Source organism: Marinomonas sp. THO17 (genome assembly GCF_040436405.1).
Classification (GTDB): Bacteria; Pseudomonadota; Gammaproteobacteria; order Pseudomonadales; family Marinomonadaceae; genus Marinomonas.
The window spans coordinates 1,692,501-1,711,690 of the sequence record NZ_AP031575.1; the positions used below are offsets into that span (position 1 = coordinate 1,692,501).

Annotated in this window: 18 protein-coding genes (1 of these 18 only partly in view); 6 read left to right on the top strand and 12 right to left on the bottom strand. The window is 43.7% G+C overall.

What is annotated here, in order from left to right:
* From ABXS85_RS07975 to tyrS, 3 genes are all read right to left on the bottom strand, one after another.
* Positions 1 to 1,652, bottom strand: partial view of an acyl-CoA dehydrogenase family protein gene (locus tag ABXS85_RS07975; RefSeq protein ID WP_353669508.1) — the 5' portion only. It extends 376 nt beyond the left edge of the window; only the first 1,652 of its 2,028 coding nucleotides appear in the window; the start codon lies at positions 1,650 to 1,652; its stop codon lies off the left edge, out of view.
* A 146-nt stretch (positions 1,653 to 1,798) separates the two neighbouring features.
* Positions 1,799 to 2,818, bottom strand: a complete 1,020-nt coding sequence (locus ABXS85_RS07980) for an AraC family transcriptional regulator (protein WP_353669509.1) — start codon at positions 2,816 to 2,818, stop codon at positions 1,799 to 1,801.
* 110 nt (positions 2,819 to 2,928) lie between these two features.
* Complete coding sequence (gene tyrS, locus ABXS85_RS07985; protein ID WP_353669510.1) at positions 2,929 to 4,233, bottom strand: tyrosine--tRNA ligase; 1,305 nt, start codon at positions 4,231 to 4,233, stop codon at positions 2,929 to 2,931.
* Between the two features lie 105 nt (positions 4,234 to 4,338).
* On the opposite strand from tyrS, the gene ABXS85_RS07990 reads away from it, so the two are divergent.
* Positions 4,339 to 5,739, top strand: a complete 1,401-nt coding sequence (locus ABXS85_RS07990; protein WP_353669511.1) for a peptidoglycan DD-metalloendopeptidase family protein — start codon at positions 4,339 to 4,341, stop codon at positions 5,737 to 5,739.
* An 85-nt stretch (positions 5,740 to 5,824) separates the two neighbouring features.
* Here the strand turns inward: ABXS85_RS07990 and trxA are convergent, their stop codons facing one another.
* From trxA to ABXS85_RS08020, 6 genes are all read right to left on the bottom strand, one after another.
* Positions 5,825 to 6,151: a thioredoxin TrxA gene (gene trxA / locus ABXS85_RS07995; RefSeq protein ID WP_353669512.1), complete on the bottom strand. Its 327-nt coding sequence runs from the start codon at positions 6,149 to 6,151 to the stop codon at positions 5,825 to 5,827.
* 105 nt (positions 6,152 to 6,256) lie between these two features.
* Positions 6,257 to 6,970 carry an HAD-IA family hydrolase gene (locus ABXS85_RS08000; protein ID WP_353669513.1) on the bottom strand — a complete coding sequence of 238 codons (714 nt, stop codon included), beginning with the start codon at positions 6,968 to 6,970 and terminating at the stop codon, positions 6,257 to 6,259.
* Positions 6,967 to 7,632: a DUF484 family protein gene (locus tag ABXS85_RS08005; RefSeq protein WP_353669514.1), complete on the bottom strand. Its 666-nt coding sequence runs from the start codon at positions 7,630 to 7,632 to the stop codon at positions 6,967 to 6,969. The genes ABXS85_RS08000 and ABXS85_RS08005 overlap by 4 nt, the downstream gene beginning before the upstream one ends.
* An 8-nt stretch (positions 7,633 to 7,640) precedes the next feature.
* Positions 7,641 to 8,471 carry a diaminopimelate epimerase gene (gene dapF / locus ABXS85_RS08010; RefSeq protein ID WP_353669515.1) on the bottom strand — a complete coding sequence of 277 codons (831 nt, stop codon included), beginning with the start codon at positions 8,469 to 8,471 and terminating at the stop codon, positions 7,641 to 7,643.
* 11 nt (positions 8,472 to 8,482) lie between these two features.
* Positions 8,483 to 9,736, bottom strand: coding sequence for a diaminopimelate decarboxylase (gene lysA / locus ABXS85_RS08015; protein ID WP_353669516.1), 1,254 nt, complete (start codon positions 9,734 to 9,736; stop codon positions 8,483 to 8,485).
* A gap of 10 nt (positions 9,737 to 9,746) precedes the next feature.
* Positions 9,747 to 9,869, bottom strand: a complete 123-nt coding sequence (locus ABXS85_RS08020) for a lipoprotein (protein ID WP_353669517.1) — start codon at positions 9,867 to 9,869, stop codon at positions 9,747 to 9,749.
* Between the two features lie 177 nt (positions 9,870 to 10,046).
* Between ABXS85_RS08020 and ABXS85_RS08025 the strand changes: the two genes are divergently transcribed.
* Positions 10,047 to 10,682: a hypothetical protein gene (locus tag ABXS85_RS08025; protein WP_353669518.1), complete on the top strand. Its 636-nt coding sequence runs from the start codon at positions 10,047 to 10,049 to the stop codon at positions 10,680 to 10,682.
* Between the two features lie 62 nt (positions 10,683 to 10,744).
* Here ABXS85_RS08025 and argH read toward each other — a convergent pair whose 3' ends face one another.
* Complete coding sequence (gene argH, locus ABXS85_RS08030; protein ID WP_353669519.1) at positions 10,745 to 12,145, bottom strand: argininosuccinate lyase; 1,401 nt, start codon at positions 12,143 to 12,145, stop codon at positions 10,745 to 10,747.
* A gap of 155 nt (positions 12,146 to 12,300) precedes the next feature.
* Between argH and hemC the strand changes: the two genes are divergently transcribed.
* From hemC to ABXS85_RS08050, 4 genes are read left to right on the top strand one after another with little or no spacing between them, the layout of a single operon-like run.
* Complete coding sequence (hemC, locus tag ABXS85_RS08035; protein WP_353669520.1) at positions 12,301 to 13,224, top strand: hydroxymethylbilane synthase; 924 nt, start codon at positions 12,301 to 12,303, stop codon at positions 13,222 to 13,224.
* A gap of 25 nt (positions 13,225 to 13,249) precedes the next feature.
* Complete coding sequence (locus ABXS85_RS08040) at positions 13,250 to 14,002, top strand: uroporphyrinogen-III synthase (RefSeq protein WP_353669521.1); 753 nt, start codon at positions 13,250 to 13,252, stop codon at positions 14,000 to 14,002.
* Between the two features lies 1 nt (position 14,003).
* Positions 14,004 to 15,308, top strand: a complete 1,305-nt coding sequence (locus ABXS85_RS08045; protein WP_353669522.1) for a uroporphyrinogen-III C-methyltransferase — start codon at positions 14,004 to 14,006, stop codon at positions 15,306 to 15,308.
* A complete protein-coding gene (locus ABXS85_RS08050; RefSeq protein ID WP_353669523.1) occupies positions 15,305 to 16,543 on the top strand; it encodes a heme biosynthesis HemY N-terminal domain-containing protein in 1,239 nt (412 codons plus the stop codon). The genes ABXS85_RS08045 and ABXS85_RS08050 overlap by 4 nt, the downstream gene beginning before the upstream one ends.
* 54 nt (positions 16,544 to 16,597) lie before the next feature.
* Here the strand turns inward: ABXS85_RS08050 and ABXS85_RS08055 are convergent, their stop codons facing one another.
* Positions 16,598 to 18,145, bottom strand: coding sequence for a PAS domain-containing methyl-accepting chemotaxis protein (locus ABXS85_RS08055; RefSeq protein ID WP_353669524.1), 1,548 nt, complete (start codon positions 18,143 to 18,145; stop codon positions 16,598 to 16,600).
* A 94-nt stretch (positions 18,146 to 18,239) separates the two neighbouring features.
* The gene (locus ABXS85_RS08060; RefSeq protein ID WP_353669525.1) at positions 18,240 to 19,151 is read right to left on the bottom strand and encodes a hypothetical protein; all 912 of its coding nucleotides are present in this window, start codon (positions 19,149 to 19,151) and stop codon (positions 18,240 to 18,242) included.
* Between the last annotated feature and the right edge of the window lie 39 nt (positions 19,152 to 19,190).

A 19,190-nucleotide genomic window follows, 5' to 3' on the forward strand; every position in this document is an offset into this window, starting at 1 on the left:
AAATGCGGAGTTAAATGCGTGGGTATCTTTTGGTATCGACGACACCATTTACCGGGAATCCATTGAGCACACCGATCCACCAGACTCACTAAAGCATTACCAGCAATCCAGCCAAGCAATCGCCAAAAACCGCTCTTCAATACCAGAGATAACAAGATTTTTGACATTCTTTTAGGAGATTGAATAAAACCACCTAGCGACAGTTTTAATAGGCGTTTTTCGTGAGCAACAGGCTTACCCTCTTTGTCTGTGTTTGCTTGTTGTAAAATACCCAATAAGCCCGCCATATAATTTTCGGTAAATGACTTAGTTAAGTCCCTAACCATACCCAATCGAATCAGATCGTCTTCCCCCTCAACGATACCAAACGCATGGACAGTTGCTCTGATATCAGAAATACGAGACCCTTTATCTAGACTGCGGCCTCCCATGACTTTTTCACAAGCAATTAGGGAATCTAATAAAGACTGAGCACTGGCCGATTTAGTGATGTCCCTTAATCCTGCCAAATCTACTTTGTTTTGGTCCTGCGCCAAAGCCAAATGCGATAATGCTTGTGCTGTCAAAGCACCACCCAGCATTTTTACTAACGCCAGCTTAGGCAACTCATGCTTAATCACCTTACCGCCCACGCCTTCTCTTTGTTTTGCGTAATGCAAAGCATCGGCTGCCATCATACGTTGGAAACCAGCCGCTTGTGCTGCCAACATACAACGCCCCATTCTTAGACAGTAAAATAATACCTCTACGCCATTGCCTAAAATTTCTTGCTCATAGGGGATGGGAAAGTTCTTAAAATGCACTCGGGAATTAATATTTTGTGGGAAAGCACTCACATTGGAGCTTTCACAGCGAAACGAAACGTCACCCTCAAGGTCTTTATCTGGTAACTCAATCACAAATAAGGCCAGCTCTTTGCTAACTTTTCCCTTTCTAGCAACAATCGCCATTAAACCACCATGAGTCGCACTGGTGATGTAGAGTTTATTACACTCCCCTTCTGCGAAAAGCCGCCAGCAAGCATGGTCTTTGTCTTCTTCAACATAGGCCTTCACGCGCTTAGCATTTACCCCTACGCCCACCTCGGTCAAAGCAAATGCAATCAGCTGCCCACCACTTATTGCTGGCAAATAGTGGTTCTTTTGTGACTCTGTGCCATAACCCAATAAAGCACTGGAACCTATGGTCAATTGGCCTGAAATTTCAACCGATAAAGCTCCTAATCCATTGGCAGCAAAATCTTCGGTTAAACAAGCAAATTCACTGTAACGCTTGCCTTGACCACCATATTGAGTCGGCACAGTAAAACCATAAGCGCCTTCTTCTGCAACCGCATTACGTAATCTTGAGGTGATTTTCCCATCCTCTCCAAACGCTTGATCTTGCTCCAAGCATGCTAGGCCAGCTTGCAAAATCCTTGTTGCATCAGGGGTATAGGATTGCTTCATATTATTCACCCCAGACTGTAACTCTTCCATATCTGGCTTAGGGCCATAAATCATACGCTGAAGTAAGCTGGATTGAGTGGTATCAAGATGACGTCCTGCCGCATCTGCCGCCTGTTCTAACGCGGCAATGTCTTCCGCCTGAGAATGATCGCCCGCCGCTTTAAGTGCTTGAGCAGAAATGGAAGTGCGTGACTCTTTAGACATGACATATTCCTCAAACTTTTTTAGATAAAGTTACGTGAAGAAGTGCAGTAGAGGAATGGCACAAGATGCCGACTTAAAATGCTAAAAGTGACATTAAGATACATTGCGCATATAGAATGCGCATTACGAAATAAAAGAAGAACACCTTAATCGCGATCTTGCTGAGCTCTATACTGAGTTGGACTCAATCCCGTCCAACGTCGAAAAGCGCGAGCAAACACCGCCGCATCCGAGAAACCCACCTTCTCCGACACCATTGCAATGGGAATAGCCTCTTGCAGCAACCAATAACTGGCGCGATCTTGACGCATTCGATCTTTAATTTCTTGAAAAGACGTACCTTCTTTTTCTAACCTACGAATCAATGTTCGACGCGACATGTATAAACTTTTCGCCACCTCATCAATATCAGGGAAACCGTCAGCAAAAGCACGGTTCAATAATGCACGTACATCACTCGCTATACTGATGTCTACAGGCTGTTTTAGAAAGAGCTCGATAGGACAACGCTTCATGTAGGATTTTAATGCATCCAAGCTTTGGGTATTTTGTCGGTCCAGAAAATCTCGACCAAAGACCAACCTTAACGCCTTTTGGTTAAAGAGACGCTTACAAGGGTAGAGTTTTGCGTAATCATGACATTGAGGTTCAGCATAGGGAAAATGCACCGCCATTAAGGGGATACGCTGTTGAATCAACCAAGATGCGTAACTGTGCCAAGCCAATAAGGTGATATCGGCAAATAAGTGAGTTGGATCCAACTCTACATCGGCAAATTCAAATTCCAAGACAGCGCTTTTACCTTTTTCTATTAAGGTCATTTGGTATGCATCGGACACCATAGTGTAGAAACGACAAGCAAGCTGAAGAGCCTTACCCAATGTTGCTTCATGCACTGTAGCTCGACCCATCATAAAAAAAGCTCCCGCTGGCAAGGGTGAACGAGCCAGCCCCATGGCTTCGTCTTGCAACAAATTCCAAATACCTTCCACAATACCCGCTAACTTTTCAACCTCTATCTCAGCATGTAGATCATCAATCACACTTGGCGACAAATCAGCCTGTTTAAAAAGCGCATCTGCATCCAAGCCTTTTGCTCGTGCTAAATGATACAAACGACCTATATAGTGATTTGGTGTAGTTAAGGTTTGTCTATCGCGAGACATAAGGTTTCCTTTATAAGTCATTCCTTAGTTTATATAACATGTGTCCAAGAAAGGCCTCGCTAAAAATAAAAAAAGACGCCGTAGCGCCTTTTTCACATTACTAAAATAGCTTACAAAGTAAACAAGTGATGCTTTTTCTTACCCAATTTTACGAGGAAGAATTTGCCATAGTAACCTTTAACAGAAGAGAAGATGTCGGCAGCAGACATGTTATCGTCCATGCCTTTTGCTTCACCATTTACAAATACAGAGTTACGCTGCAATGCATCTTTTACCTGTTTACCAGAAGCTGCTAATCCAGCTTCTGCCAGCAAACTGGTTAAAGGCGTTTCTGCAAGATTTGCCTCAGCAAGTGAGCTGCTTGGCAAACCATCTAATTGAATTTGCTCAAGATCTTGCTCACTTAATTGTTCAGCTTCACCACTAAACAAGGCTTGAGTGATACGTTCAGCCGCTGCCAACCCCTCTTCACCATGCACCAAACGTGTTGCCTCACGCGCCAAGATAGACTGAGCTTGTGGCTTACCCATACTTTCTTTATCAGCTTGTTCAATGGCATCAATATCTTCCATGCTCAGGAAGGTGAAGTATTTCAAGAATTTATACACATCGGCGTCAGCTGTATTCATCCAGAACTGGTAGAAAGCATATTGAGAGGTTTTCTTCGGATCCAACCAAACAGCACCAGACTCAGTCTTACCAAATTTAGTGCCATCCGCTTTTGTCACCAGTGGAACTGTCATACCGAACACTTGAGCTTGGTTTTGACGGCGAGAAAGGTCAATACCACCCACTATGTTGCCCCATTGATCACTACCACCAATTTGAATTGTGCAATCGTATTCACGATTCAATTCAGCAAAGTCCATCCCTTGTAATAAGGCGTAAGAAAACTCAGTAAAAGAAATCCCAGCACCTTCTCGATTCAAACGCTGTTGTACCGATTCTTTATTGATCATGGCATTCACTGAAAAGTGCTTACCAATTTCACGTAGGAAATCAAGCACATTCATTTGCCCCGCCCAATCAAGATTATTGACCACACGAGCTGGGTTAGACACCTCATCAAACTTTACAAACTGACTGACTTGATCACGGATTTTCTGCGCCCAGCCTGCCACTACATCTGAGGTATTTAATTGACGTTCTGCCGCTTTAAAACTTGGGTCGCCAATCAAACCTGTCGCGCCACCAACAAGTGCAATCGGATTGTGTCCAGCATCTTGAAAACGCTTCAATACCAATAAGGGAACTAGGTGACCAAGGTGTAGGCTATCTGCAGTTGGATCAAAACCACAATAAAGCGTACGACTGCCACTCGCTAAATGGGATTTCAGCTCTTCTTCTGAGGTCATCTGCGCGATCAAACCACGAGCTTGCAAGTCGGTTAAAAGATCGTTACTGCTTACTGTCATTTTTTAGATCCACTTCTAATAGAGTTAATTTCGTCAAAGCATTCAATTATAAAAGTAATATTGGTACGATTACAGAGCTTTAATAAAGAATTTTAGGTACGTATTTTGATTAAATTTCTACCCACTAAGCACCTACTTCTTATTGCTGTGGTATGCGTCTTCTTAGCTATTGTCCTAATTGCTATTCCAGCAGACGAAGCTATTGAAGAAACACCCTTTTCTATCAGTGCCAACCTACAAATGGTGGATCAGTCTGAAATTAACTTATCAAATCAACAAGAATTAACCCCCAAAAGTCACATTATGCCGTCCATTACCAATACCGGCATTATTTCTGGCTACGATGTTCCAGCGCCTGAAAATCTCATAAAAAAGAATAGCCCTGCTACTTTTAAAGATCATTCTATTACCGTAAATGCTGGAGATTCTTTATCAAAACTGCTTTCCAGCAAAGGCATCACTCCCCAAGACATATACAAATTGTCTCAAGCAGACAAAAAACAAAAATCTTTACTGCGCATGATGCCGGGTCAAGTACTTAACTTCACGACCAATGAAAAAACCGGTGAACTCACCAAATTAATCTTGGTACAAAATCTTTTAAACAGTGTCACCTTTGAACGCCAAAACAATGCTTTCAAGCGCAGCGCTATTTCGCGCACGCCAGACATAGTACATACTTACAAAGAAGCTGAAATCAATAGTTCTTTATTTGTTGACGGTCTAAAAGCGGGCATTAGCCAACCTCTCATCATTGAAATTGCTAATATTTTTGGCTGGGACATCGACTTCGCCTTAGACATTCGTAAAGGAGATAGTCTAAGCGTGCTTTATGAAGAAAAATTTCTCGACGGAGAGAAAATCGGCAATGGCAACATCATAGCTGCCCAATTCATCAATAATGGTCGTACCTTTCAAGCCATTCGTTTTAAAACCAAAAAAGGTGCGCATTATTACACACCTGATGGTCTAGCGATGCGCAAAGCCTTTATTCGTACACCTGTCGATTTCACTCGTATTTCTTCAAAATTCAATCCAAACCGCTTACATCCAATCTTTAAAACCAGCCGTCCTCACCGGGGTGTTGATTATGCTGCTGCAAGTGGCACACCTGTCAAAGCAGCTGGTGATGGCAAAATATCTTTTGTTGGTAAGCAGAATGGCTATGGGAATGTGGTCATTATTGATCATGGTCGTGGCTACCAAACCCTTTACGCCCACCTAAGAGGCTTTGCTCGAGGCGTCAAACGCGGCGCGAGAGTCAAACAAGGTAAAATCATTGCCTATGTTGGACAGACAGGCTGGGCAACAGGCCCTCACCTACATTACGAATTCCGTATCAATGGTGTACATAAAAACCCTGTGACAGTAAAACTGCCTAACGACGATCCGATGCCAAAGAGTGATTTGAAAAGGTACTTGCCTTATGCTCAACAAGTAATTGCCACGTTAACCAATTCACATTCTCCCTCCTTTGCTCGTAAATTAGCGGCGCTGAAACAATAACGAGGCAAGCATACTCTCATGAACAAACACAAAAAAAGCAGCCGAAGCTGCTTTTTTTAATGAACGACAACAGGTTAATGCTTAATTAAAGTGCGCCGTTAACGAATTCGATCAATTGAGACTTAGAGACAGCGCCGACTTTTGTTGCTGCCACTTCACCACCTTTTACAACGATCAAGGTTGGAATACCACGAACATTGTATTTAGGTGCTGTTTCTGTGTTTTCATCAACGTTCAACTTAACCACTTTCAATTTGCCTGCGTACTCATCAGCAACATCTTCAAGAACAGGCGCAATCATTTTACAAGGGCCACACCAAGGTGCCCAGAAATCAACTAGTACAGGCACATCAGAGCTCAATACTTCTTCTGCGAATTGAGCGTCTGTGATTTGGCTAATATTCTCACTCATATACTTTTCCTTAAAATCTATATTGGATCAATGAATGCGGCCTAGTGTAACACTAAATCACTAGGGTAAAAATCGCTTCGCTTTAATTAACTTAATACAAAGAAACTATAGTGCTAATGATTGAATAGCGGAAGGCAACTCTAATAAAGAATGGACTTCAGCATGAGAACTTGTCCCCCAATCTTCCGCCCAGCGACGCGCGCCATGTCGGTTAAACCAGATACTTCTGGCGCCAGCGTTGGCAGCACCTTGTACATCATCAATAGGATGATCACCAATATGTATCACTTGCTCCGGCGTAACATCAGCCTGCTTCGCGGCGTGCAAAAACAATTGAGGTTCAGGCTTGGCAACACCAAGATGCTCAGCACGTACCGCAAATTCAAAATATTGTCCTAAGCCTACATAAGGATGGAAAACATCAGCATTACCATTGGTAATCACAGCAAGACGATAGTCTTGAACCAGTTCGCTCAGCACTTCATTCACATGAGGAAACAGATCCACTTTTTGACGCCACTCACAAAAATGCGCTAGAGCAGATTGTGCAACTAAATTCGCTTCTTCACTCGGCAAACCAAAAGATTTCAACACTTGCTGATACATTTTTAGACGTAAATTAGTTAAGTCCGCCGACAACTCAGGTTGCTTATTAAGTATATGTTGACGAACCGTCAGCTGATAGTCACCTCCGAAATTACGATAAAAGCCTGGGAAACGTTCTTCAAACCAAGACTCCATAGCATATTCTGCACGAGTAATCACCGGCATCACATCCCACAAGGTATTATCAAGATCAAAAGTAATCAGCAAACTCATGGTACTAGCCTCAATAAAAGAGCACTCAGCAAATCGGCTAAATGCTGAAGAAAGAAAGTACCCTTGTCTTTATCAAAGGCGGTGGCTTTTTCTGATCCTAGAACCAGTACACCACGCTTTTTCAATTCACCACCAGCGCGTGACAGCAATGGCAACACTGCAACCGATTGAATTAACTCGGCATGATCATCTAACAGATAAGCCATTTCTGCGGCCGGTAAAATACCACAATAACAATCCGTCATCTTAATGGTAAATGGTATTCGATTATCTGCTTCATTAAGACTTAACGAACGCACTGCACTATCAGGATGTTCACCAAATAACAATAAAGTATGAAAAGAGACTTCAAAGTCATCTCGTACCATATCATCTACTGCAACCGCCAGATCATCCAAACTGCGGCAATTTAAACCTGCTAAGATAAGGCGTCGACTTTTTTGCATGGTCGACTCATTTTCACGGGCGACCTCTACCAAGCGTTCAAACTGACTACGATATTGCGCAGTCGATTTCCGCATATGGTCAACCTGATACTCCAATAATGAAATCGCCCGTCCATTCACGGGATGAGGAATGGTAAGATCGTCCAATATCTCAGCATTACGTACAAAAAAATCTGGGGTACTGACTAAATACTGAATGACTTCCTCTTCGCTCATACCACTGCCTATAGGTAAATTTGACCTTCAAAAACTTTTTCGGCTGGGCCTGTCATTAAAATAGGATGGCCTTCGCCAGCCCATTCAATGTGCAAATCACCACCTCGTAGATGAGCGGTTACTTTCGGACTAAGCCAACCCTGTTTAATACCTGCCACAACAGCTGCGCAAGCACCTGTTCCACAGGCTTGTGTTTCACCAACCCCACGTTCAAACACGCGCAAATTAATTTCCTCTGGGTTTACTACTTGCATGAAGCCCACATTAACATTTTGAGGAAAGCGCTGATGACACTCAATTTTAGCACCAACAGATTGCACTTGTTCATCAACCAAAGTATCTACTTTCAATACCGCATGAGGATTACCCACAGACACTGGGGTTAGTTGGTATTCTGCGCCATCCACATCAATAGGGTACAAGCCTTGTGTTTCTTGTGCTTCGAAAGGTAAATCGTTTGGTATAAAACTCGGCGCCCCCATATCCACTGTCACCAAACCATCCTCCAGCACCCTCAGTTGTATGGCCCCACGCTTGGTTTCTACGTTAATAATACGTTTATTGGTCAACTCTCGATCCAACACGAACTTGGCAAAGCAACGAGCACCATTTCCACAATGCTCCACCTCGCTGCCATCGGAGTTATAAATACGATAACGAAAATCCATCTCTGGATCAGAAGGCGGCTCGACGACTAATAACTGATCAAAGCCGATTCCCCAATTACGATCACTTAAACGCTCAATTTGTGGTTTGTTAAAAAACACCTTGCGAGACACTGCGTCTACCACCACAAAGTCATTGCCCAGTCCATGCATTTTAGTAAATTTCAATAACACAACAGGATTCCTCAATCAGGCAATACTTGCTCACCAGCCAATTGATGCTCAATGGTTTCACGAGCACGAATCAAATACACTTTATCACCATCCACCATAACTTCGGCAGCTCGATTACGACTGTTGTAATTTGAAGCCATAGTGAAACCGTAAGCGCCCGCCGAACGTACAGCCAACAAATCTCCTGCTTGAATATCTAATTCACGCTCCTTACCAAGAAAGTCGCCCGTTTCACAAACTGGACCAACTAAGTCGTAAACACGTTTACCTTCTGGTGTCGCCTGTTGTGAAACAGGGACTATATCCATCCATGCGCTGTATAAAGATGGACGAATCAAATCATTCATCGCACCATCAATGATGGCAAAATTTTTATGATCATTACACTTAAGGAATTCCACCTGAGTCAACATAACGCCTGCGTTTGCTGCAATAGAACGACCTGGTTCAAACGCCAGCGTGACATCCATGTTTTTGACTTTTTCCAATAAGAGTTTGGCGTAGTCAGCAGGCTTTGGTGGCACTTCATCACGGTAACGAACACCAAGTCCCCCACCCAGATCCAAGTGCTTAATCTTGATGCCCACAGCAGCCAATTCGTCCAACAGGCCAACTAAACGATCAAAGGTATCCAAGAAAGGTTGCAGTTCTGTTAGCTGCGAACCTATGTGACAGTCCACTCCCATCACCTCTAAATTAGGCAGTTCGTTGGCGATTTGATAAATGCGTACGGCATCCTTGATATCGATACCAAACTTATTTTCTTTTAAACCAGTGGAAATATATGGGTGCGTTTTGGCATCCACATCTGGATTAACACGCAACGAAATCGGCGCTTTTTTACCCATTTCACCCGCCACTTTATCAAGGCGATACAGCTCGGCTTCCGATTCTACGTTGAAGCAATGTATACCCACTTCCAACGCACGACGCATTTCAACTTCTTGTTTGCCTAACCCAGAAAACATCACTTTGGCCGGATCGCCGCCAGCTTTTAACACTCGCTCTAACTCACCAATGGAAACAATATCAAAGCCTGCACCAAGGCGTGCCAAGACATTCAAAATGGCAATGTTTGAACAGGCTTTCACCGCATAACAAACTAAAGTGGGATGAGAGGCAAAGGCTTCCGCGTAATCTAAATAATGACGCTCAAACATAGCACGAGAATAGACATAACAAGGGGTGCCAAATTCTTTAGCAACATCAGACAATGACACTTTCTCAGCGTGTAATGTCTGATTAGAATAAGTAAATAAGTCCAAAAGGGGGTCCTCAATTAACCGATGATTCTTGCTGTGATAGGGTATTATTATCCGGCAAATACAGAGCGCCCTTGTTTCCACAAGCGACAATGAAAGCACTAAAGACCAACACCACAAACCACTTTAACATCATCTTATCTCTTTAAATTTTGATGCGCTTAGTATACCTTGCCACCAGCGGCATCCCAACCCTAGTGCACGAATTACATGGATATTCTTTACGCAGAAAGCAAGCATCATCGACTTGATTTTTATTCCCTTGTCACCAAATTAACAAAATGAATTCATATAAGGGTTGTCATACTGCGTAATGAAAAAAGCCATACTGCCACTTGGGATTGCTCTAAGCTTTGCAATCGGACTTCATCTCCTTGTATTAGAGCTCTCTCAACCTCAATTATGGTTACCCTCTAACACACCACCCAAAACCACTGAGCTCTTTCTTTTAAAGTCAGCAAGCCAGTCTTCCTTAAACAACAAAGCCGCAAACTCTTTGCAACACGACTCTCCATCGACGCCATTACCAGACACACAACAAGGCACAGATCAAAACCTTTCAGAATCAACTGACATGGACCTAAGCCGAAAACCGAATCTCCTAAAACTGGATAATATGGCTTCAACCTCTAAGGAAGATACCATTTTGATGCCCGAAGTGTTTTCCAATAAATTACGAGAGCAAATTGAGCAGGCCAAAAAAGATCAACAGGCCTATTTGAAAGGACAATTAAAAGAGACCGAATACCAAATTACCGAAGACGCTGACGGCACAAAATACGTCAATATTGAAGGCGTTTGTTGGCGTATTCCAGAACCCGGTAGTGAACAAGCTTGGGCGATAGTATTAGCAGGCTGCAATGGTCAAACTGACACCTTTCATTTCGAATTCAACATAGACCCTCGCACCTTCTTAGGCTCTGATGCCATTTTCCCCATCAATGAATAACATGAAAAAAGCGACTATAGTGTGTAGTCGCTTTTTGGGTATAACTTAGATGGTTTGAAATCTTAGCGAGCTGCTAACTCACTTTTGGCGCGCTCAACCGCTTTCAATACTTGCGCGGGCGCTGTACCACCAACGTGGTCACGAGCAGCAACAGAACCTTCAAGAGTCAATACTTCAAACACATCTTGTTGAATCATGTCGCCAAAGGATTGCAATTCTTCTAACGTCATTTCCGACAAATCCTTGCCTTCTTGAACACCATAACCTACTGCTTTACCAACGATTTCATGGGCATCACGGAAGGCGACACCTTGACGCACTAGATAGTCAGCTAAGTCTGTCGCCGTCGAGAAACCACGACGCGCGGCTTCATACATGTGTTCTTTGCGAGATTCTATCGCCGGAATCATATCGGCAAAGGAACGCAGAGATCCTTTTAAGGTATCTACAGTATCAAATAAAGGCTCTTTGTCTTCTTGATTATCTTTATTGTAGGCCAAGCACTGTGACTTCATAAGAGTCAACAGCCCCATCAAATGACCATACACTCGACCTGTTTTGCCGCGCACCAATTCAGGCACATCCGGATTTTTCTTCTGCGGCATAATAGAAGAGCCAGTGCAAAAACGATCAGGCAAGAAGATGAAGTTAAACTGTGCAGACGCCCACATAACCAACTCTTCCGCCCAACGGGACAAATGCATCATGATGATGGACGCTGTTGAGGTAAATTCAATAGCAAAATCACGATCACTAACGGAGTCAAGAGAGTTGTAAGTTGGACGCTCAAAGCCCAACAAATCCGCCGTCATATTCCGGTCAATTGGATAAGTGGTTCCTGCTAACGCCGCCGCACCGAGCGGCAAAATATTAATGCGTTTACGACAATCTATCAGACGCTCATAATCACGCTGCATCATTTCATACCAAGCCATCAAGTGATGCCCAAAGGTTACCGGCTGAGCGGTTTGCAAATGTGTAAAACCGGGCATGATGGTAGCGGCTTCTTTTTCCGCTAAACTCAAGATACCTTGTTGCAAACGTGTGATTTCTTCTAATAAAAAGTCCACTTCATCACGCATATACAAACGAATATCGGTCGCCACTTGATCGTTTCGAGAACGCCCCGTATGCAACTTTTTCCCAGTGATGCCAATTTTTTGTGTTAGGCGCGCTTCGATGTTCATGTGCACATCTTCTAGCTCAATCGACCATTGGAATTCACCACGTTCAATTTCACCTTCGATTTCCGTCAAGCCTTGAATAATCTGATCACGTTCTTCTTCTGTTAAAACCCCAACACTGGCCAGCATTTTACCATGAGCAATCGAGCCTTGGATGTCCTGCTTTGCCATGCGTTGATCAAATTCAACAGAAGCCGTAAAACGGGCAACAAAAGCATCAACAGGCTCAGAAAAACGACCACCCCATTGCTGGTTTGTGGTTTTATTAGCATCAGTCATTCAATTCATTCCTACACTCGGTTCAATTTGCTGCAAAGAGTACCTCAAGCGCCCCCACTTATAAAGCCTGAAAGATGACGAAGGCACCTCGAACGAGTATCATGGCGATTAAATTTTCCCGGTCTAAATTGACCGACAAGGCATTAGGAGACACAGTGAAAGAGAAACTTGTGATCGCTACCCGCGAAAGTCAACTCGCCCTTTGGCAAGCCAACAATGTAAAAGCCAAACTTGAGAGCCTATACCCTGAATTAACGGTGGAATTATTAGGCATGACAACCAAAGGTGATCAGATTCTCGATTCTCCCCTGTCCAAAATCGGTGGCAAAGGTTTATTTGTCAAAGAATTGGAAACGGCGTTACTCGATGGCCGTGCTGACATCGCCGTGCATTCCATGAAAGATGTACCTATGGCCTTTCCAGAAGGTCTTGACTTAGCCGTTATTTGTGAACGTGAAGAACCGACCGATGCCTTTGTCTCGAATCAGTATCAACAGCTTGATGAATTACCCGCAGGTGCCATTGTAGGAACTTCCAGTTTACGACGTTCTTGTCAGCTAAAAATGCAGCGACCAGATCTGCTCATTAAAGACTTACGCGGTAACGTGAATACTCGCCTTAGAAAATTAGACGAAGGGGAGTACGATGCTATCATTCTAGCGACCGCTGGCTTAATACGTCTTGACATGCCTCATCGCATCGCGCAAAAAATACCTACTGAGGTGAGTTTGCCAGCAGGCGGCCAAGGAGCAATGGGCATTGAGTGTCGCAATGATGATCAGGCTACGATCAAGATGCTAATGCCATTACAACATGAAGAAACCGCCCTAAGAGTAACCGCCGAGCGCGCCTTGAATAAGCGCTTAAATGGAGGCTGCCAAGCCCCCATTGCTTGCTTTGCCGTATTAGAAGGAATGGAATTATGGTTACGCGGATTGGTAGGTAGTCCAGATGGCAAACACATGATTCAAAGCGAAATTCGCGGCCCCAAAAAAGAGGCTAAACAACTGGGTATTACACTTGCTGAAACCCTATTAGAAAAAGGGGCTGACAAGATATTAGCAGACATCTACCACTAGCCTGAACGGATTAAAAAAACTTATCATGTCTCAATGCCATATTCTTATCACCAGACCACAACCTGAGAATCAACTCAGTTGCGAGCGTGTTAAACAGCAAGGTTGGCAAGCTGTACCCTTACCCATGCTGAACATTGAAGCCATTAAGGATCCAGCGCAAGTAGCTCTTATTCGTTCACAGATATTTAACATAGACGAATACAAGTATGTGATTTTTGTCAGCAAGAATGCCGCACGCCTCGCCTGCGAATGGCTTGATGAATGCTGGCCCATGTTGCCAATAGGAATAAACTGGATTGGCATTGGGCAAGGCACAACACAAAGTCTTTTGGCAGGAGGCGTGCCTGCCATAGCCAACCCGGGACACACTAGCGAAGCATTATTAGACTGGCTTAAGCCAGTAAAAATGCGCAACGAAAAAGTACTTATTATCCGCGGCTTGGGTGGGCGTCCTGAACTCGGCCAACAACTGCAAGACAGAGGCGCAAAAGTCAGTTATCTTTCTCTTTACGAAAGAAGGAAGCCGACGTATTACGCTCAAACTTTCTTTATGTTGCCCGATATAGATTTAATATGGGTCACCAGTGGTGAAAGCTTAACGCACCTGACCGACTATGCTAATGCACATAAACCAGAATGGAAGTCGTTGCCAATCTTGACGCCCAGTGCCAGAGTCAACCAAATCGCACAAGAACTCGGTTGGAATAAGGCAACTAATGCCAATGGCGCAGACGACAACAGCCTAATAAAAGCGACAGAAATTCAAACAGGAAAATAGAATGACTGACAAAAAAATTGAATCCACTGAATTGGATACAACTGAAAACACCGCCTCTACAACAGTGAATGAGGACAACAAAACAGACAGCGCTTCTATTTCTTCTACCGCAACGAATGATCAGGATGCTTCAATCAATACAAACACAGCAGGACAGGCCAATAACGCCTCTAAGATAGGATCCTCTATTGCGGTTTATCTTTCGCTGACAATTTCTGTCGCGGCGTTGGCAGCCAGTGCTTGGCTTTATTATCAAAGCCAAATAAGTACAGTTAAGCAAGAGCTGACTCAACTCAGTCAACAACAATCTGAGCTGGCCACTCAAGTTGACTCAGCGCAAAACACCAAAACTCAATTTGAACAGCTAGCCAGACAAGTCATCGAATCACAAAAATCCGCACAGAAAAATACACAGCAGCTCGCCCAACAACAGAATGCCCAAAACGACAAAATTCAGTCTTTGGAAGCCAAATTACAGCGCCTAAATAACACTACCAAAGAAGATTGGAAATTAGCCGAAAGTGAATATTTAATCCGCTTAGCCAACCAGCGCTTGTTATTAGAAGCAGACAGTAAAGGGGCGATTGCTCTTCTCACCAATGCCGACGATATTCTCAGGGAATTACAAGACCCAATCGTCTTCGAAACACGCAAAGCACTAGCCAAAGACATTCAGACACTGAATGCCATCAGTCAATTTGACCTAGAAGGCCGCTACTTACAATTAAGCGCCTTGTACGACAGCGTAACAGACTTACCTCAGAGAGAAGCTTCAAAAGAATGGCAAGCCACTCAGCAACAAGATGAAGTCACCAAAACCAATAACAGCAACCCATTTACTTCTGGCATAAAAAGTTTTTGGCAATCTTTACGCTCTTTAGTAGTAATCAATTACGATAACAAGCCAATTAAGGCATTATTACCTCCTACCGAATATCAAAAACTTATTTCCGGCTTACAGCTGCAACTGGACGTAGCACAAGTTTCCCTTCTAAAAGGTGAATCGGTTATTTATCACCAAGCTCTTTCACGTGTCGCCCAGGCCGTCACTGAGCATTTTGACACTCAAGCCAATAAGGTAGTGACGTTTCTTGCCAGCCTTACTGAATTACAACAATTGGAGCCCTCACCCAAGCTGCCTCTTCCACGCGCTTCTTTAGTGGAAATCAAATCACTAATGAAAGCTTGGAACCAAGAACAAAGCGAGCTTAAGCTTGTTGAAACCGATAACAAGGTCGATGAATCTGTCAGCAAAACTAACCAAGCAAGCTCTCAACAAACAACGTCAGAAGGAGTGACACAATGAGAAAACTGCTCTTCTTGTTGGTCATCATGATGGCCGTAGGCGGCGTGCTGGGGTTACTAATGCGCCAAGACACGGGTTACGTTTTAATTGCTTTCAATGGCGTTACCTTAGAAACCAGCATTTGGGTTTTGTTCGCGGCTATGATTGTCAGCTTATTCGTACTCAGCTGGATCAAGCGCATACTATTTATTACCCTACGACCAAGTAATTCCCTTGCAAAAATCACAGGTAATTTGGCTTTAAAAAGAGCATCACGAAATACCATTCGTGGCTTGTTAGAACTGGTCGGAGGCAATTGGAATCGAGCAGAAAAGTTGCTTACCAACAGCGCTGACAAAGTCCCTTACCCTTTAATCAACTATATTGGTGCGGCCTACGCTGCCAGTGAACAAGATGAACATGAACGTTCAAAATCCTTGTTACGTTCCGCACACCAATCCACCCCAGAAGCAGAATTTGCGATCGGCTTTGCCCAGAGCCAACTGCAACTAAAGCAAGAACATTATGAAGGTGCACTGGCCTCTCTATTACGTTTACATAAACTCAAGCCCAAACACAAACAAGTACTGAAAATGTTGGTTTCCGTGTACACCAAATTGAAAGATTGGGACGCTCTGTTGGCGCTAACGCCGACTCTGAAAAAAGACGGCATTTTCGATGAAGACAATATGCTCGAACTAGAAAGTAACGCGTTTCTCGCCCTATTAGATAAAATTAAATTCCGCAATAAATTAGGGCAAAGTGGCAAGGAACTGGTCTCCGAGGTGGAAACCTTATGGAACAAATTAGATACCTTGTCGCAAGATGATCGAATGCGTCAGCTATATGCTCAAACCTTGTTGCATTTTGGTGACGACAATAAGGCAGAACACTTCATTCGCAACAGCTTAAACCATCGTTGGTCTGATGATCTTATTTACGAATACGGCAACCTGAAACAAGGCAATATGAAAAAGCTCCTAGCCAATTGCGAAGTTTGGTTAAAGCGCGAGCCAGCGAGTGCCAATTTGTACCTTGTAGCTGGACGTTTGAGTCAAACCATGATGTTGTGGGGCAAAGCAAAAGACTATTATGAGCAAGCCCTGGCGCTTGATGGCCAAAGTGAAGCCCTGGCAGAATTGAGTAGATTATTGGAAGCCATGGGAGACATTAAAGCTAGCCAAAACCTGATGATGATCAATCTTAATCAAGCCAGTAACCAGTTAAAACCCCTACCTTTGCCCAACCATCACTGATGGCACCATGAATAACACAAGGCCAGCTTATAAGCTGGCCTTGTGTTATATTCACTATTTAAATCGAATCACCAGTTCATGCATGTCTTCTGCTACCTTCTGCAACAACCGAATACTATCGCTTGAACGCTGTGAGTTTTCGGCACTCTCTTCTGCCAAATCAGAGATCCTCACCACCTGACGATTAACATCTTCCGACACTTGTGATTGCTGCTCAACCGCCGCTGACATCTGAATAGACATGTCGGTAATGTTGGAAACGGAGGCAACAATTTCTTCAAACGCTTGCGCCATTTGCACTATTTTCTGCAACCCATGCTCAGCATCCTGCTTACCTTGTCCTGCTATGCTCACTGAGCTTGCTGCTCCAGCACGCAAGGTTTCAATGATTTTGTGGATATCCTGAGTAGAACCTTGAGTGCGCATGGCTAACTGACGAACTTCATCGGCAACCACAGCAAAACCTCGTCCATGTTCACCAGCACGTGCTGCCTCAATAGCCGCATTAAGCGCCAGTAAATTGGTCTGCTCAGCAATTTGGTCAATGACTTGTGCTACTTCAGCGATTTTCTCAGAATGATTTGCCAGATCTTGTACCGTCGCACTAATGTTATTTACAGTATCGCTTAGATCCTCAATGGAGGTTTGTACCTGAGTGATCTGCACCTGACCGGATTGTGCAGCCTGTAAAGATGACTTTGCACTTTCTGCCGTCGCTTGTACATTCAAAGAAACATCGCCTATGGTCGACGTCATTTGCTGCATCGCCGCCGCCACATCTTGGGTTTCATGTTGCTGACTGACCATGCCTTTCGTTGTTTCTTGCGTTAAAGCTAGCCCCACTCGCGACTGCTCCGAGACTTTCAGAGATTCATCTTCAAAACGTGTCAATACTGCATCGATTCTTGACATCATACTTTTCGCCCCGACTTCCAATTGAGCTATAGACATTGCCTCATCGGAATAGGTAACCGCCGCCAATGGATGCATAAAAGCTGACGACAAACGTTTCTTTAGCTGGATTTTCAAGTCTCGCTGGTGCTTCCAGAAAAGTGCATTACCGACCAAACTTGCCAATAATAAGAGCGATAATCCCAAATAGGTATTTTGTGAAGCCGCTAAGGCTGCGCAAACAACAATGATTAGAGGCAAAATAAATTGCCAATTCAGCAATGGATGAGCAAAGGCTCGCTTACCCTCGCGAATACTTTTATAGCGTTTTTCAGCACGTACCACGTCTTCACGTTTAGGCGAAGTACGGACAGATTCATATCCTATGACTTTACCGTTCTCAGTGACAGGCGTGACATAGGCATCCACCCAGTAAAAATCCCCATTTTTACAGCGATTCTTCACCAGCCCCATCCAAGCTTTACCTTGCTTTAAGGTATCCCACATAACTTGGAAAGCCTCAACTGGCATGTCAGGGTGTCGAACAATATTGTGTGGACTACCAATAAGCTCTTCTTTGCTAAAGCCACTTATTTTAATAAATGCATCATTGCAATGAAGAATTTTGCCTTTCAGATCGGTAGTAGAAACCAGCTTTTCATTAACCTCAAAGCGTCTCTCTTGATCTGTCACCGGTGTGTTGTTGCGCATTGTCTTATCCTTAACGAGTTTTTATTATCTCCTTCACCCTAAGTAGAACTTAAGGAACTTCGAGGATAGCAATTCATAAACTACGAATTAAGAATTAACTTAGTAAACTTTTATGTAACCAGCGAGTAATGACCGGCAGAAGATATGTAGGAATTTGTAATGCGCCCGCCAGCGGTAAAAAAGCAGGCCCTAATAAAACACCCGCTACACTGTAAGTCAGCAGCACATTACGATTTCCAGAAGTGATGGCGGCACTGAGCGCTATCTCAACGCCTTGCTTGCGGTATAACAAAAAAGCTGTGACAAAAAACACCAAACAGATTATCAATGCAATAAGAAAGTATCCCATTGCATGCAGCATATTGGCATCAAACATCTCCCTAAAACTGCCCACCAATCCCAGAGGGAAAGCAAACACCAACAAAATTGTATAAGGCGACACAGTGAGTAAAACACGATTCAAAATGACCACAGGCACCAATCTATGAACCAGATAAGAAAATGCCATTGGCCCAAAAATAAACACCACCAAGCGTATGAGATAAGTTTCCCAATCTAAACCAACTTCGGCTATAGGCTTAATAAGCAAGGCTAAACTCAAATTAATAGGCAACAGCAAGGTTGTGGTAATGGTCATTGCCATCGCTTGAATATGATCAAATCCTAAGGCTCGAACGATAGCCGGCGTAGCAAATAGTGAACCGGTCGCGGCAATGGCTAACATAGCCAGCAGCAAATCATCACTCATAGGAAGAAAATACGATAAGCCAAGTACCAACACCATGAAAAAAAGCGAGTGAAGCAAGGCATAAAGCCACACGGACAAACGACTCAATCGACGCATGAGTTCACTCTGTTTGATACTCAACAGGGTAAGAGTCATCAAACTAAATAGCACATAAGGGAGATAAGGAAATACCCAAGCAGAAACACGAGGAAAGAAAAAACCTACCAAGGCAAAGAAAAACATAAAAGGCAACGAATAACGCACTAAAAAGGACAACATCAACATCCCTTACTTTGTCGCCCTGAAAATGGTTACGTT

Excerpts from the sequence above, each read along its gene's own strand:
- ABXS85_RS08060 (WP_353669525.1), bottom strand. The coding sequence starts at position 19,151 with ATGTTGTCCTTTTTAGTGCGTTATTCGTTGCCTTTTATGTTTTTCTTT.
- tyrS (WP_353669510.1), bottom strand. The coding sequence starts at position 4,233 with ATGACAGTAAGCAGTAACGATCTTTTAACCGACTTGCAAGCTCGTGGT.
- argH (WP_353669519.1), bottom strand. The coding sequence starts at position 12,145 with ATGACTGATGCTAATAAAACCACAAACCAGCAATGGGGTGGTCGTTTT.
- trxA (WP_353669512.1), bottom strand. The coding sequence starts at position 6,151 with ATGAGTGAGAATATTAGCCAAATCACAGACGCTCAATTCGCAGAAGAA.
- ABXS85_RS08055 (WP_353669524.1), bottom strand. The coding sequence starts at position 18,145 with ATGCGCAACAACACACCGGTGACAGATCAAGAGAGACGCTTTGAGGTT.
- ABXS85_RS08050 (WP_353669523.1), top strand. The coding sequence starts at position 15,305 with ATGAGAAAACTGCTCTTCTTGTTGGTCATCATGATGGCCGTAGGCGGC.
- ABXS85_RS08020 (WP_353669517.1), bottom strand. The coding sequence starts at position 9,869 with ATGATGTTAAAGTGGTTTGTGGTGTTGGTCTTTAGTGCTTTCATTGTC.
- ABXS85_RS08005 (WP_353669514.1), bottom strand. The coding sequence starts at position 7,632 with ATGAGCGAAGAGGAAGTCATTCAGTATTTAGTCAGTACCCCAGATTTT.
- ABXS85_RS07980 (WP_353669509.1), bottom strand. The coding sequence starts at position 2,818 with ATGTCTCGCGATAGACAAACCTTAACTACACCAAATCACTATATAGGT.
- ABXS85_RS08025 (WP_353669518.1), top strand. The coding sequence starts at position 10,047 with ATGAAAAAAGCCATACTGCCACTTGGGATTGCTCTAAGCTTTGCAATC.
- ABXS85_RS08000 (WP_353669513.1), bottom strand. The coding sequence starts at position 6,970 with ATGAGTTTGCTGATTACTTTTGATCTTGATAATACCTTGTGGGATGTG.
- ABXS85_RS08045 (WP_353669522.1), top strand. The coding sequence starts at position 14,004 with ATGACTGACAAAAAAATTGAATCCACTGAATTGGATACAACTGAAAAC.
- ABXS85_RS08040 (WP_353669521.1), top strand. The coding sequence starts at position 13,250 with ATGTCTCAATGCCATATTCTTATCACCAGACCACAACCTGAGAATCAA.